Source organism: Zhongshania sp. (assembly GCF_047636175.1).
Taxonomy (GTDB): domain Bacteria; phylum Pseudomonadota; class Gammaproteobacteria; order Pseudomonadales; family Spongiibacteraceae; genus Spongiibacter.
The window spans coordinates 1-12,844 of sequence record NZ_JBLIKC010000044.1; the positions used below are offsets into that span (position 1 = coordinate 1).

At 48.2% G+C, this 12,844-nt stretch carries 12 protein-coding genes; 10 read left to right on the forward strand and 2 right to left on the reverse strand.

What is annotated here, in order from left to right; translation table 11 throughout:
* Nucleotides 1–187 precede the first annotated feature (187 nt).
* The 6 genes from mnmA to fusA all read left to right on the forward strand — a co-directional run bounded on the left by mnmA (nucleotide 188) and on the right by fusA (nucleotide 7,757).
* Nucleotides 188–1,291, forward strand: coding sequence for a tRNA 2-thiouridine(34) synthase MnmA (gene mnmA, locus ACI955_RS16705; RefSeq protein WP_415244881.1), 1,104 nt, complete (start codon nucleotides 188–190; stop codon nucleotides 1,289–1,291).
* Nucleotides 1,291–1,956 (forward strand): high frequency lysogenization protein HflD, encoded by a 666-nt coding sequence (hflD, locus tag ACI955_RS16710; protein WP_415244882.1) that lies wholly within the window; start codon nucleotides 1,291–1,293, stop codon nucleotides 1,954–1,956. The genes mnmA and hflD overlap by 1 nt, the downstream gene beginning before the upstream one ends.
* Before the next feature lie 58 nt (nucleotides 1,957–2,014).
* Nucleotides 2,015–3,379: an adenylosuccinate lyase gene (purB, locus tag ACI955_RS16715; RefSeq protein WP_415244883.1), complete on the forward strand. Its 1,365-nt coding sequence runs from the start codon at nucleotides 2,015–2,017 to the stop codon at nucleotides 3,377–3,379.
* Between the two features lie 4 nt (nucleotides 3,380–3,383).
* A complete protein-coding gene (locus ACI955_RS16720; RefSeq protein WP_415244884.1) occupies nucleotides 3,384–4,514 on the forward strand; it encodes a cupin domain-containing protein in 1,131 nt (376 codons plus the stop codon).
* Nucleotides 4,495–5,400, forward strand: coding sequence for a GNAT family N-acetyltransferase (locus tag ACI955_RS16725; protein ID WP_415244885.1), 906 nt, complete (start codon nucleotides 4,495–4,497; stop codon nucleotides 5,398–5,400). The genes ACI955_RS16720 and ACI955_RS16725 overlap by 20 nt, the downstream gene beginning before the upstream one ends.
* Before the next feature lie 266 nt (nucleotides 5,401–5,666).
* Nucleotides 5,667–7,757, forward strand: coding sequence for an elongation factor G (gene fusA, locus ACI955_RS16730; RefSeq protein WP_415244886.1), 2,091 nt, complete (start codon nucleotides 5,667–5,669; stop codon nucleotides 7,755–7,757).
* A gap of 94 nt (nucleotides 7,758–7,851) precedes the next feature.
* On the opposite strand, the gene ACI955_RS16735 is transcribed toward fusA, so the two are convergent.
* Complete coding sequence (locus ACI955_RS16735) at nucleotides 7,852–8,169, reverse strand: Rieske (2Fe-2S) protein (RefSeq protein ID WP_415244887.1); 318 nt, start codon at nucleotides 8,167–8,169, stop codon at nucleotides 7,852–7,854.
* Between the two features lie 179 nt (nucleotides 8,170–8,348).
* Between ACI955_RS16735 and ACI955_RS16740 the strand changes: the two genes are divergently transcribed.
* Complete coding sequence (locus ACI955_RS16740; RefSeq protein WP_415244888.1) at nucleotides 8,349–8,594, forward strand: beta-propeller domain-containing protein; 246 nt, start codon at nucleotides 8,349–8,351, stop codon at nucleotides 8,592–8,594.
* 312 nt (nucleotides 8,595–8,906) lie between these two features.
* Nucleotides 8,907–9,650, forward strand: coding sequence for a class I SAM-dependent DNA methyltransferase (locus ACI955_RS16745; RefSeq protein ID WP_415244889.1), 744 nt, complete (start codon nucleotides 8,907–8,909; stop codon nucleotides 9,648–9,650).
* Nucleotides 9,651–9,713: 63 nt separating this feature from the next.
* On the opposite strand, the gene ACI955_RS16750 is transcribed toward ACI955_RS16745, so the two are convergent.
* Entirely contained in the window at nucleotides 9,714–10,319 is a 606-nt protein-coding gene (locus tag ACI955_RS16750; protein WP_415244890.1) for a TetR family transcriptional regulator, read from the reverse strand.
* Between the two features lie 209 nt (nucleotides 10,320–10,528).
* Here ACI955_RS16750 and ACI955_RS16755 point away from each other — a divergent pair, with 209 nt between their 5' ends.
* Complete coding sequence (locus tag ACI955_RS16755) at nucleotides 10,529–11,695, forward strand: alkane 1-monooxygenase (protein ID WP_415244891.1); 1,167 nt, start codon at nucleotides 10,529–10,531, stop codon at nucleotides 11,693–11,695.
* Nucleotides 11,696–11,759: 64 nt separating this feature from the next.
* On the forward strand, nucleotides 11,760–12,844 hold a 1,085-nt coding region (locus ACI955_RS16760), incomplete at its 3' end, for a TonB-dependent receptor (protein WP_415244892.1).

Consider the following 12,844-nt stretch of genomic DNA (forward strand, 5'->3'; position numbering starts at 1 on the left):
GACATTGAGCAAGCAATTTGGTTAACTCCAGACGAACTGCGAGCACGCACTATTGAGCTTCGCAGCCCCTTGGTACTGGAATGCTTAGAGCGATACTTGCGGGGGCAGCGCTACCCACTATCACTGATTTACTAGCGCGGCGAGCAAACACAGCGACGCCACAAAGCCAGCTTAATGGATATCATTAATGACTCAGCAAGACCCCAGCAACACCAAAGTCATTGTCGGCATGTCCGGCGGCGTTGACTCCTCGGTATCGGCCCTACTTCTTATGCAGCAAGGCTATGAAGTTGAGGGTTTATTTATGAAAAATTGGGATGAGGATGACGGCACTGAATACTGCACTGCCAAAGATGACTTGGCAGACGCCAGTGCGGTCTGTGAAAAATTGGGCATTCATCTGCACACAGCCAACTTTGCATCTGAGTACTGGGATAACGTATTTGAACACTTTTTGGCGGAATACAAAGCTGGACGCACGCCAAACCCCGACATTCTTTGCAACCGTGAAATTAAATTTAAAGCCTTTCTCGACTACGCGATGGTATTGGGCGCAGATTATATTGCCACTGGCCACTACGCCCGGCGAAGAGATGTTAATGGTACAACACAGTTATTAAAGGGTCTCGATGCCAATAAAGATCAAAGCTACTTCCTCCACGCGGTGGGCAGTGAGCAACTCGCTAGAACGCTATTCCCAGTCGGTGAAATTGAAAAGCCTGAGGTTCGCGCCCTCGCTGAAAAGCATGGCCTAATTACTCATGATAAAAAAGACAGCACCGGTATTTGCTTTATCGGTGAGCGCCGCTTTAAAGACTTCCTGCAACAATACCTGCCCGCTAAGCCCGGCCGCATTGAAACTCTGGACGGTGTCGATATGGGCCAGCACAGCGGCTTGATGTATCATACCATCGGCCAGCGCCAAGGCCTTGGTATTGGTGGAGTAAGGGGCGGTGGCGACGAACCCTGGTATGTCATTGAGAAAGACTTAACTCGCAATGTATTACTCGTTGCTCAGGGCAGTCAGCACCCGGCGTTATTTAAACAGGCCTTGCAGGTTAGTGATATTCACTGGATAAGCGCGCAGATGCCGGCCATGCCGTATCAATGCACAGCTAAAACCCGTTATCGCCAAGCGGACCAGCAGTGCGAGATCCGTCAAACTGCGACTGGTTTTGATGTGCATTTTAGCGATCCACAACGCGCAATTACCCCAGGGCAATCGGTGGTCTTCTATGACGCCTATGTTTGCCTAGGGGGCGGCATCATAGAAGCAGGATATCAGTATTAATGATCGGTAATAATCAAATCCAAAAAGTCGACAAGGATCTGCGGGCGCGGCAGCAGACTCTGGCGCTTGCTGCAATAGTGCAAGCTGCGGTCTTGGTCGATCAAATTGCGCGCACCGGTCAAGCCGAGCCTCAGGCAATTGATGCCACGATCGATAGCCTATTTAAATTTTCAGCGACAACCGTTGAGGAAGCTTACGGCAGTATCGAAAATCTAGAAGTGGGTGTGCGGGGCTTGCGGGACTTACTTAGCGGCAATGACTACGGCGAACGCAAGAACGTGACGCGCTATTGTCTGGGGATATTGCACCTTCACAAAAAACTCCGAAAGGACTCGGATACCTCAGCTCTATTGCGTAGTCGACTGCAGCATACCGCCAAACAAAAAGAGTTTAATATTAACGATATTAACAGCTTATCGAACTCTCTTTCCGCGATTTATCAAGATACGATTTCCAAGTATAACTTTCGAATCCAAATAAGCGGCAGCGCCCAAGAGCTGAAAAACCCCCATAACGCGGCTCGTATTCGCGCACTTTTATTAGCTGCGATTCGCGCTGGCTATCTCTGGCGTCAAGCTGGCGGTAACCGCTGGAAATTGATATTGCAGAGAAATCATATTTTCACCCAAACCAAACACCTTCTGGCAACTGAAATTCGACGCTAATTCGTGTATATTGCGCGCTTTCTGAACTGCCCGCCCCGCTATAGAAAAGGTATTCAATATGGACTTATCCGCGCTTTCTGCCATCTCACCTGTCGATGGCCGTTACGGCAGCAAAACCGCTAGCCTGCGCCCCGTTTTCAGTGAATTCGGACTGATCAAATATCGTCTTATTGTAGAAGTGCGCTGGCTTCAGCAACTAGCTGCAAACGGCGCAATCACTGAAGTGCCTAACCTGAGCAGTGATGCCAATGCGGTTTTAGAAGGTCTAATTGCCAACTTTGATGAAAGTAGCGCGCAGAAAGTTAAGAATATTGAAGCTACGACCAATCACGACGTCAAAGCGATTGAGTACTATATAAAAGAAGCGATCAGCAGCAATGCTGAGCTAGCGGCGATTTCTGAATTTGTTCATTTTGCCTGCACCTCGGAGGACATCAACAATCTGTCACATGCCCTAATGCTGCGTGAAGGTCGTGAAATCTTGCTATCTGAGTGTGACGCCATTGTCACCAAACTCACTGATCAGGCCCATGAGTTTGCCGAAGTGCCAATGCTATCTCGCACCCACGGACAAACTGCCAGCCCCACCACCATGGGTAAAGAGTTCGCCAACGTGGTGGCGCGTCTGCGACGCCAGCGCCAGGTGATCGCTGAAATCGAATTGTTGGGAAAAATCAACGGCGCGGTGGGTAATTACAACGCTCACTTGTCCGCCTACCCGGACATCGACTGGGAAGCCAATGCCGAAGACTTTATTACTAAGCTCGGCATTAACTGGAATCGCTACACCACCCAAATTGAGCCCCACGATTATATTGCAGAATTATTCGATGCGGTCGCCCGCTTCAATACTATCCTAATTGATTTAGACCGTGATATTTGGGGCTATATTTCACTGGGATATTTCACGCAACGAACCATTGCCGGCGAAGTAGGCTCCTCTACCATGCCGCATAAAGTTAACCCCATTGACTTCGAAAACTCAGAAGGTAATCTCGGCATCGCCAACGCAGTGCTGCACCATTTGGCGGTAAAGCTGCCTATCTCGCGCTGGCAGCGCGACCTCACTGACTCAACCGTACTGCGTAATATGGGCGTTGGTATTGCTTACAGTGTGATGGCGTACCAGGCGACAATGAAGGGCTTGAGCAAGCTAGAAATAAATACTGCGCGCATTGCCGCAGACCTTAACGACAGCTGGGAAGTATTGGCAGAACCCATTCAAACTGTTATGCGTCGCTACGGTATCGAAGAACCCTACGAAAAGTTAAAAGCCCTCACCCGCGGCCAGCGTATTACTGCAGACATCTTAAAAGCGTTTGTAGATGGCCTAGATATGCCAGACGCGGCAAAAGCTGAATTACGCGAGCTGACCCCGGCAAGCTACATCGGCAATGCTGTTGCCCAAGCAAAGCGGATTTAATGTCGTGGCGCTGCAAAATTTTGATCCTCAGGCTTTTTTAGATCGGGTTTGGCAGCGTGAAGCACTGCTATTAAAGGATGCACTGCCAGGCTTTCAGTGCCCATTAGACGGTAACGAACTTGCCGGCCTAGCCTGCGAAGACGGCGTTGATAGTCGCATTATTATTGAAAACGACGGCGTATGGGAATTGCGTAATGGTCCCTTTAAGGAAGACGATTTCAGTGCCTTGCCGGCATCCAGGTGGACCTTGCTGGTTCAAAGCGTAGACCACTACCTGCCGGAATTGGCTGACTTACTGGCTCACTTCCGGTTTATTCCGCGTTGGCGCACCGAAGATATTATGGTGAGCTACGCCTGCGACGGTGGCAGTGTTGGCCCCCATTACGACCAATACGATGTGTTCTTAGTACAAGGCAGCGGTCGCCGACGCTGGAAAGTGGGCGGCCATTGCTCGGTGCATACGCCACTGGCGAGCCAGACGGGCTTGCGCTTACTCGAAGATTTTAGTGTTGAGCAAGAATTTCTGCTCGACGCTGGTGATGTGCTATATGTTCCGCCGGGAGTGGCCCACTGGGGCATTGCTGAAGGCGATGACTGCATCACCCTGTCGGTGGGTTTTAGGGCGCCGTCTGAGGCCAGCTTACTAAGTGATTATGGTGATGATATTGCCAGCTTCCTCGATGAATCAATCCGCTACCAAGACCCGAAGCTTGACGCCAAGGCTCACCCTGCGGAAATCTCCGGCGATGTTCGTCAGCACGTTAAGTCACTGATACTGCAACATATCGATAATGATGCCCACTTAGGCCGCTGGTTTGGCGAAATGATGACCCGTGTCCCAGATCAGGAAAATTTCGTCGACGACTCCCTAAGTCTGGAAGAGTTTCTGCTGGAGTTGGCTGACGGCGAGTCATTACAGCTGCGCTTGGGTGCTAGACTGGCCTTCGATGATGACTACCTATTTGCCGACGGATTGGGATTCCCCTATCCACTAGATCAGCGCGACGACGTTAAAGCTTTGTGTGAAATAGAATGTGGTATTACTATCGATATTGCTCATCGCTTGAGCCCAGATATGATGTACGCCTTATTCTGCAATGGCACTTTATGCTTCTATGATGATACGCAAGACTAATTGGCAAACTGCCAGTAGCGAGCTCAGTGCCATCCGTCACGAGGTTTTCGTTGACGAACAAGCTGTTCCAATTGAACTAGAGCTCGACGAACATGACGCGCATTGCCACCACTGGCTGGCCTACATAGATGGGCGCGCGGTTGCTACGGTTAGGGTGCGCGGTAATGGCAATATTGGTCGTATGGCGGTGCGTAAAAGTTTCCGTGGGCAAGGTGTCGGCACAACGCTTTTAAAAACGGTAGTCGATTACGCCAAAGACCAAGACTGGCGAGTCCTTAGTCTTGCCGCTCAAGATCACGCCATCAGCTTTTATGCTGAAGCCGGTTTTACCACCTACGGCGATATATTTATGGACGCCGGCATTCCCCACCAATCCATGCAGCAATTATTGCGAGAGCATCGCAAGCTCGGGCAAGACAGCCCTCGGTTTGTGCCGGCTGACAGCGCCGCGACAGTGTTGGATTTGTGCGCTCAGGCACGGCGAACCCTGCGCATATTTAGCACTGCGCTTGAGCCCGAGCTGTATGCCAATGACGCCATCGTTAGCGTCTTGTCGGCACTTGCCCGACGCCATCGCCAAAGTGAGATACGTCTATTAATTTGCGATGAAACCGCCCTTAGAGAAAGCCACCACCCCTTGGTGGCGCTGAGCCAACGATTGCCCTCAGCCCTGCCCTTACGCGTGCTTCCGACCGATTTTCGGCCGGAATTAGATGAGCTTTTTTTACTTGCAGATCGCAGCGGTATCTTTGCATATCCAGAAAGTGCGCCAAACACCGCTTGGTGTAGCTATCACCTGCCCCCAACAGTAAAAGATTACCAAGAGCGTTTTGACCGGATGTGGGAGAGTGCAGAGCCAGCGAGATATTTGCGTAGGCTTTATTGATCGGCGTTCATAGTTACCTGCAGCGGATCACTAAACACAGCTCTAATTAAAGGACCTCTTTCGCCACCAAGCCACTGAAAATGCGACAAATTCAGGCCATGCTTCCTGTGGAGATAGAGCTTGGCAGCTGTTTTCTTACCTCCTCCTCATTTTTTAGCAAATAAATACACTCAAACGCCTTCTTATGTCATTTTCTGCAAGCAAAATTTACTAATTTACTGTACATTAGCGGCCTAATTTTCAACCCAGTTTATCTAGAGAGCGCTATGACTGATCTATCCCGTTACAGAAATATTGGTATTTTCGCCCACGTTGACGCCGGTAAGACCACGACTACCGAGCGTATCCTTAAGCTGACCGGTAAAATCCATAAAATTGGCGAGGTTCATGAAGGCGAATCAACAACTGATTTCATGGAGCAGGAAGCTGAGCGCGGTATTACCATTCAGTCAGCGGCAGTTAGCTGTTTTTGGAAAGACACCCGTTTCAATGTTATCGATACACCGGGTCACGTCGACTTTACAGTAGAAGTATATCGCTCACTGAAAGTCCTCGATGGCGGTATCGGCGTATTCTGTGGTTCTGGCGGCGTAGAGCCCCAGTCAGAAACCAACTGGCGCTACGCCAACGACTCGAAAGTATCGCGTCTTATCTTTGTAAACAAACTTGACCGTATCGGCGCTGACTTCATTCGCGTAACTGATCAAGTCAAAAAAGTATTGGGCGCCACGCCCTTAATAATGACCTTGCCGATTGGCGCCGAAGACACTTTCAAAGGCGTTGTCGATCTGTTGACTCGTAAAGCCTATATTTGGGATGAAACTGGACAGCCAGAAAACTACACTATCGAAGACGTTCCAGCCGACATGGTTGATAACGTTGAAATGTATCGCGAGCAACTTGTTGAAACTGCGCTTGAAATGAACGACGACCTATTGATGGCCTATATGGAAGGTGAGCAACCTTCTATTGAAGACATCAATCTTTGTATCCGCAAAGGTACTTTAGAGCTGGTCTTCTTCCCAACTTACTGTGGCTCTGCCTTCAAGAATAAAGGCATGCAGTTGTTGTTGGACGCAGTTATTGATTACTTGCCAACGCCTACCGAAGTTAATCCGCAGCCTTTGACTGACGAAGAAGGTAACGCCAACGGCAAATTCGCTATAGTGTCTGCTGATGAGCCCTTCCGCGCTTTGGCATTTAAAATTATGGATGACCGTTTTGGCGCTCTTACTTTTGTTCGTATTTACTCTGGCAAATTGAATAAAGGCGACACCATCCTTAACTCGTTCACCGGTAAGTCAGAGCGCGTTGGCCGTATGGTAGAAATGCAAGCTGACGAGCGCAATGAATTAAGCCATGCACAAGCTGGTGACATCATCGCTATTGTGGGCATGAAAAACGTGCAAACTGGCCACACTCTATGTGATCCAAAGCACCCTTGTACATTGGAAGCGATGGTATTCCCAGAACCCGTTATTTCCATCTCGGTTACGCCTAAAGATAAAGGCTCAACTGAGAAAATGGGTGTCGCGATCGGTAAAATGGTTGCTGAAGACCCAACTTTCCGCGTTGAAACCGACATCGACTCTGGTGAAACTATTCTGAGAGGAATGGGTGAATTGCACTTGGATATCAAAGTCGACATCCTTAAGCGTACCTACGGTGTTGATTTGGCAGTAGGTCAACCACAGGTCGCCTACCGCGAAACCATCACTCAAGAAATTGAAGACAGCTACACTCACAAGAAGCAGTCTGGTGGTTCTGGTCAATACGGTAAGATTGATTACGTTGTTAAGCCGGGCGAGGCGAACACTGGTTTCACTTTCATCTCTAAAGTGGTCGGTGGTAACGTTCCTAAGGAATTTTTCCCAGCCATTGAAAAAGGCTTCCGCTCAATGATGGGTGTAGGTCCTCTGGCGGGTTTCCCTGTCCTAGATGTTGAAGTAACGCTAGTTGATGGTGGCTTCCACGCAGTTGACTCATCAGCAATCGCGTTTGAAATTGCTGCCAAAGGCGCTTTCCGTCAGTCTATGCCTAAAGCCGGCCCACAGCTTCTTGAGCCAGTGATGAAAGTTGACGTTTACAGCCCAGAAGATCACGTAGGTGATGTCATCGGCGACTTAAACCGCCGTCGCGGCATGATCTCTGGTCAAGAGCCAAACTCAAGTGGCGTTCGCATAAAATCAAATGTACCACTTTCTGAAATGTTCGGTTACATCAGTACACTGCGCACGATGACATCTGGTCGTGGTCAGTTCTCAATGGAATTTTCTCATTACGCGGCTTGCCCATCGAACGTGTCTGAGACCATTATTGCCAAAGAGAAAGAAAAGAAAGCGGCTGCAGCGAAGTAATTTACTTAGTTAGCTTCTAAAAAAAGCCCGGACAGTGAATACACTGCCCGGGCTTTTTTATGCGCTCTATTTAAGCGCGTCTATATTCCCAGCTTTAATACTCTAGCATCACTCCCACTTCATTATCCCTATCGACAAGATCAAAGCACAGCAAGTTCCGGCAAGGTTCTTCGCTGAAGTGTTTTAGCGCCCCGCTTTGTATATCAAATCGATAGCCGTGCTGCGGACATACCAGCTCCATGCCTTCCACATCCGAATCACTCAGCGGATACTCACGATGCGGACAGTTGCTCTCAATCAAATAGCGATCGCCGTCGAGCTGCAATAGCATTAGGTGATGGCTATCAATCTTAAAGACCTTGCGGTAGCCGTCAAACAAGTTGATGTATTTCTCTAAGCTGTAATAGCGCATAAGCCTTGAATGTCATGGGGTTTTCGCAAGCTTACCGTAAAGCCTATGATGACTGTAAGCATTTCACGATATAGGCGTCTAACACTGTTAAGCAGTGCTTAAATTAGTCCCTGTAATGCCCAGTCCACCAGCTAACTTCTGGGCAAGAGTTTAGCGACGATTTGCCCCTATAACTAATTATGACCCTGCCAAAGTGTGTTCGTCCCATTGAGATTCACAAGCCCAAGGAATCACTCTATATCGTGCGATTTTTAGAGGACCGCTTATATCTAGTCAGTTTTGCACAAACAAATTCTTTGTATATGCTGGACCTCAATAAATCTGCGGTTCTTTATACCGTGGTGGAGTTGGATATACCCGGCTTCGGAGATTTCTTGTCCGCGGTTACTAAGGATTTACTATTGGCTTTGGGGCAATCGGCGTAGTATCAGAGGTTGATGAACCCACTTTAGTAATTGTTACCGACATCAGTAAGCCTATCAAACTGGCTACTTGGCCATTGAGCCAAGACGACTCGGTGCATTATTTATCTGGGCATTATGCTCGGTTGGCACTTCGAGCGTCAGCGGCTATAAAAACAGGTCAGTAGTAATACAGCTGCCAGTATAACCGCCAAGCTAAGTCACAGCGCAGCGCGAAAAGGTGGATAACTGCTCGTTTATCCACTGTCTTTTTGGTTTCCAAAACAACGCTAATTGCTATACTGCGCCACCCATAAAAAATTTGTGTCTGTGCCCATGTCTGAGACTATCCTCTACACCGATTTGTCGGCCTACTACGATCTGATGTGCGCCGACATAGATTATTTAGCCCAGAGTGACACAGCCCATAGACTGCAGCAGATCTTCGGTAATCAGGGTCTTAGACACTTGGATTTAGCATGCGGTACCGGCCCGCACATACGTCATCTTATCGACCGCGGCTACGTTAGTGAGGGTATAGATCTCAATCAGCCGATGTTAGATATTGCTCAGCGGCGCTGCCCAACGGCGCAATTTAGCCGGCAAGATATGTGCGATTTTAAGGTGTCAGCCCCCGTCGACTTAATCACCTGCTTTCTCTACTCCATCCACTACACCGCTACCGTCGAAAGACTTAAAGACTGCATTAAACGGAGCCATACAGCCCTAGAGCCTAAGGGGGTGTTTTGTTTTAATAGCGTAGACAAAACCAAAATCGACAACGGCTCTTCTACTAGCCACACGGTGAAACAAGGCGGCAGCGACTTTGTTTTCAGCTCGAAATGGTTTTACTTTGGAGAGGGTGAAGAGCAAAGCCTAAAGCTCAGCATTCAAAAAACCACTGCAAATAACACCCAATCTTGGCAGGATGAACACCCTATGGTGGCAGTCAGTTTTGAGGAGTTGCGGGCGCTGCTATCACCATATTTTGACGTCCATATTTTTGAACATGACTACGAAAAGCTTGTACCTTGGAATCGCAGTACAGGAAACGCTCTTTTCGTATGCGTGAAATTATAGTGTAGTGCTGCAGCTATGGCCGCCCTGGCCATCAGCACTAAACTCTCAACTTAACCCTGAACCCTATCTGGACAAAATAAACTGCACCTGATACGCAAACTGTGACAGCAGTGCATCGCCTTCAGCGGGTGAGTCACGAGATACGTCAAACAAATCAGGTATTAAGCCCAATCCCAGCGACACGATTGCGGCTACGGCTGCCTCCGTTTCTACTATATTAAAGCGGCTAAAGAGTTCTCGCTCTTTAAAATCCTCCGCTATTTCAGCCACAATCATTTTCACCTGAGTTCGAATTGCTGCTCGAATTAATGCAGAGCTTCCGGCCCTCTCGCGAGCTATAAGAATGAACAAAGATTCATTGCCACGGATATAGCCAAATGCTGCCTGTACCGACGCGGCAATAACAGACTGCTCAGTATCAGCATCCCTCACCCCTTTCAATAATTCTCTCAATGTAATCCCGACATCGTTAACTAGCGTCAGACCCAGCTCTTCCATAGACGCAAAATGACTATAGAAAGCGGGTGGACTTAGATTGCAGGCCTTAGTAATGCGTCGCAGGCTAATACCAGATAAGCCGCTCTGATCTTGTGCCTGCATCTCTAGTGCGGCATTCATTAATTTCTCTCGATTTCCCTTTCGACTTTGCTTTGGCTTACTTGTGCTCATACAGTTTCCATTATTCAAGATTCTTATTTTAGCAGGACCTATAGTGACCCTTTAATGACAGACAGCGATGGTACGGCAAATCCCCCGCAAATACCCAAATATAGCTAACTGAGCCATAGAAAAATGGTCAGATCATTAACTTGACGCATGTTAAGTTATAGCTTAAATTTCATTTGTGTACATGCAAACACAATAAAGGTAAAAACTTGATGAATACAAGCAGTGAAGCACAGTGGCGCGACCCCAAACGCTACCTCTGGTCACTAGGTCTCCTCGTACCACTTTTCCCTGTCTTAGGCGCTCTTGTTTATGTTCAAACAGGACAAATCTGGGGCTGGTGGCTAACCCCACTTATTGTATATTTGATTATTCCCGCACTCGATTTTTTGATCGGAACCGACCACTCCAATCCGCCGGAATCGGCAGTCGCGACCTTAGAAGCTGACAATTACTACAAGTATATTGTTTATGCCTATATACCTCTGCAATATGCGGGCACCTTGATTGCCGTCTGGTTCGCCTGCACTGAGCTAGGTCCTCTGGGTATTATCGCTGGCCTATTTAGCTGTGCCTATGTGAACGGTATTGGTATAAACACTGGACACGAATTAGGTCACAAGCGCGATGTATTCAGCCAATTTCTAGCGAAACTGGCTCTGGCCCCGGTTGCTTACGGCCACTTTTATGTTGAGCACAATTTCGGCCATCATCGCCGGGTAGCTACCCCTGAAGACCCCGCTAGTTCCAAAATGGGTGAGAGCTTCTGGCGCTTCCTACCGCGTACTGTTATTGGCAGCCTTCGTTCAGCCTGTAAAATAGAGGCTCACCGTCTTGAACGTAAGGGCTTGGGGTTTTGGCATTGGCGAAACGATGTTTTACAAGCCTGGGCTATGACACTCATCTTTTTTGGCGCCTGCACCATTGTGTTAGGCTGGATGGCTTTAGTGTTTTTAGTTGTGCAAGCGGTATTGGGTGCTTCTTTGCTAGAAGTTATTAATTACGTTGAGCATTACGGATTGCTGCGCCAGAAAGATGCTAACGGCCGGTATGAGCGTTGCCTACCTAAGCACTCTTGGAACAGCAACCATATTGTTACTAACTTGGTTTTGTACCAACTGCAGCGTCATTCAGACCATCACGCCCACCCTAGCCGCGCTTTCCAAGCGTTGCGTCATTTCGACGACAGCCCACAATTACCGTCAGGCTATGCTTCCATGATGATGCTCGCGTATTTTCCACCTCTTTGGTTCAAAGTCATGAACCCTAGGGTGGTTGCACATCATCGCGGCGACTTTAATAAAGCGAACGTACATCCATCTAAAACTGAAAAATTAAAATCCTATTTTGAGACTTTCAGCAAAACGGCTAACGCATAGATAGAATATAATTTCTAACTTAGAATTAAGCGGCGTCGATTGCAGCCCGCAAAGGAGTCCGTCAGTGATAAAAAGAGCATGGCTAGTTAGCGCTATGTGTATTAGCGCATTACAAAGTCCAATCCTTTCGGCCGCGCAGTTAGAAGAAGTTATTGTCACCGCGCAGCTTCGGGAACAAAGTCTTCAGGATGTTCCGGTATCAGTGAGCGCCATCAGCGGCTCCAAGATGATGGAAGCAGGCCTATCAAAAATTGAAGATTTGCAGGCCTATGTGCCTAACTTCACAATGACGGAATCAAGTATTGGTACCGATATCTATATTCGTGGTATCGGCTCTGGCGAGAACCAGGGCTTTGAGCAATCCGTGGGTATGTATGTAGACGGCATATACTACGGTCGGGCCCAACTCGCCCGCGCGCCATTCCTAGATTTGGAACGTGTTGAAGTCTTACGTGGTCCACAGAACATTTTACTTGGTAAGAATAGTATTGCCGGCGCCATAAACATCAGTAGTGCGTCTCCAAGTAATGAAGCTGAGTTTTTTGTGCAAGGCACCTACGAGCCTGATCTTAATGAGCAAGTTATTGATTTTATGGCCTCAGGCCCTTTTACTGATAATTTCAGTGCTCGTTTCGCGATGCGCCAGCGCAAAACCGACGGCTTTGTAGAAAACCAAATCCTCGACCGCGACGAAGCCGCGCGCAAAGAGGCAACCTACCGTCTTAAATTCGCATGGGATGCCGGTAATGACTTTGATGCAAAGCTGAAACTAGAAATGGGCAGTTTTGATGTTATTGGCCGCCAGTCAGAAATTCTTACCGACAACCCCTCCGATTCAGACATCTTTCTTTTTACTGGCAGGACCTACGGTGAAATCCTAAATGACACGGTATTCCCTGATTTAGGTGCGATAGGCGGTTTACTGGGCGCATTACCAGTTGGCATTCGCAATCTGCTACAACTGCAAGATAACGGCTCCATTTTGAATCTGCAGGCGGACGACTCGGTGTTGGATCACACCGCAGATCGCAAGCGTAGCTCCAATGGCGATTTCAGTAATAACGACACGCAAAACATTACTGTAAATATGAATTGGTATTCCAACGGTAACACCTTCACGTCTATTACTGGCTATATGGCTTATCAATA

Excerpts from the sequence above, each read along its gene's own strand:
- fusA (WP_415244886.1), top strand. The coding sequence starts at position 5,667 with ATGACTGATCTATCCCGTTACAGAAATATTGGTATTTTCGCCCACGTT.
- purB (WP_415244883.1), top strand. The coding sequence starts at position 2,015 with ATGGACTTATCCGCGCTTTCTGCCATCTCACCTGTCGATGGCCGTTAC.
- hflD (WP_415244882.1), top strand. The coding sequence starts at position 1,291 with ATGATCGGTAATAATCAAATCCAAAAAGTCGACAAGGATCTGCGGGCG.
- ACI955_RS16725 (WP_415244885.1), top strand. The coding sequence starts at position 4,495 with ATGATGATACGCAAGACTAATTGGCAAACTGCCAGTAGCGAGCTCAGT.
- ACI955_RS16745 (WP_415244889.1), top strand. The coding sequence starts at position 8,907 with ATGTCTGAGACTATCCTCTACACCGATTTGTCGGCCTACTACGATCTG.
- ACI955_RS16740 (WP_415244888.1), top strand. The coding sequence starts at position 8,349 with ATGACCCTGCCAAAGTGTGTTCGTCCCATTGAGATTCACAAGCCCAAG.
- mnmA (WP_415244881.1), top strand. The coding sequence starts at position 188 with ATGACTCAGCAAGACCCCAGCAACACCAAAGTCATTGTCGGCATGTCC.
- ACI955_RS16735 (WP_415244887.1), bottom strand. The coding sequence starts at position 8,169 with ATGCGCTATTACAGCTTAGAGAAATACATCAACTTGTTTGACGGCTAC.
- ACI955_RS16755 (WP_415244891.1), top strand. The coding sequence starts at position 10,529 with ATGAATACAAGCAGTGAAGCACAGTGGCGCGACCCCAAACGCTACCTC.
- ACI955_RS16750 (WP_415244890.1), bottom strand. The coding sequence starts at position 10,319 with ATGAGCACAAGTAAGCCAAAGCAAAGTCGAAAGGGAAATCGAGAGAAA.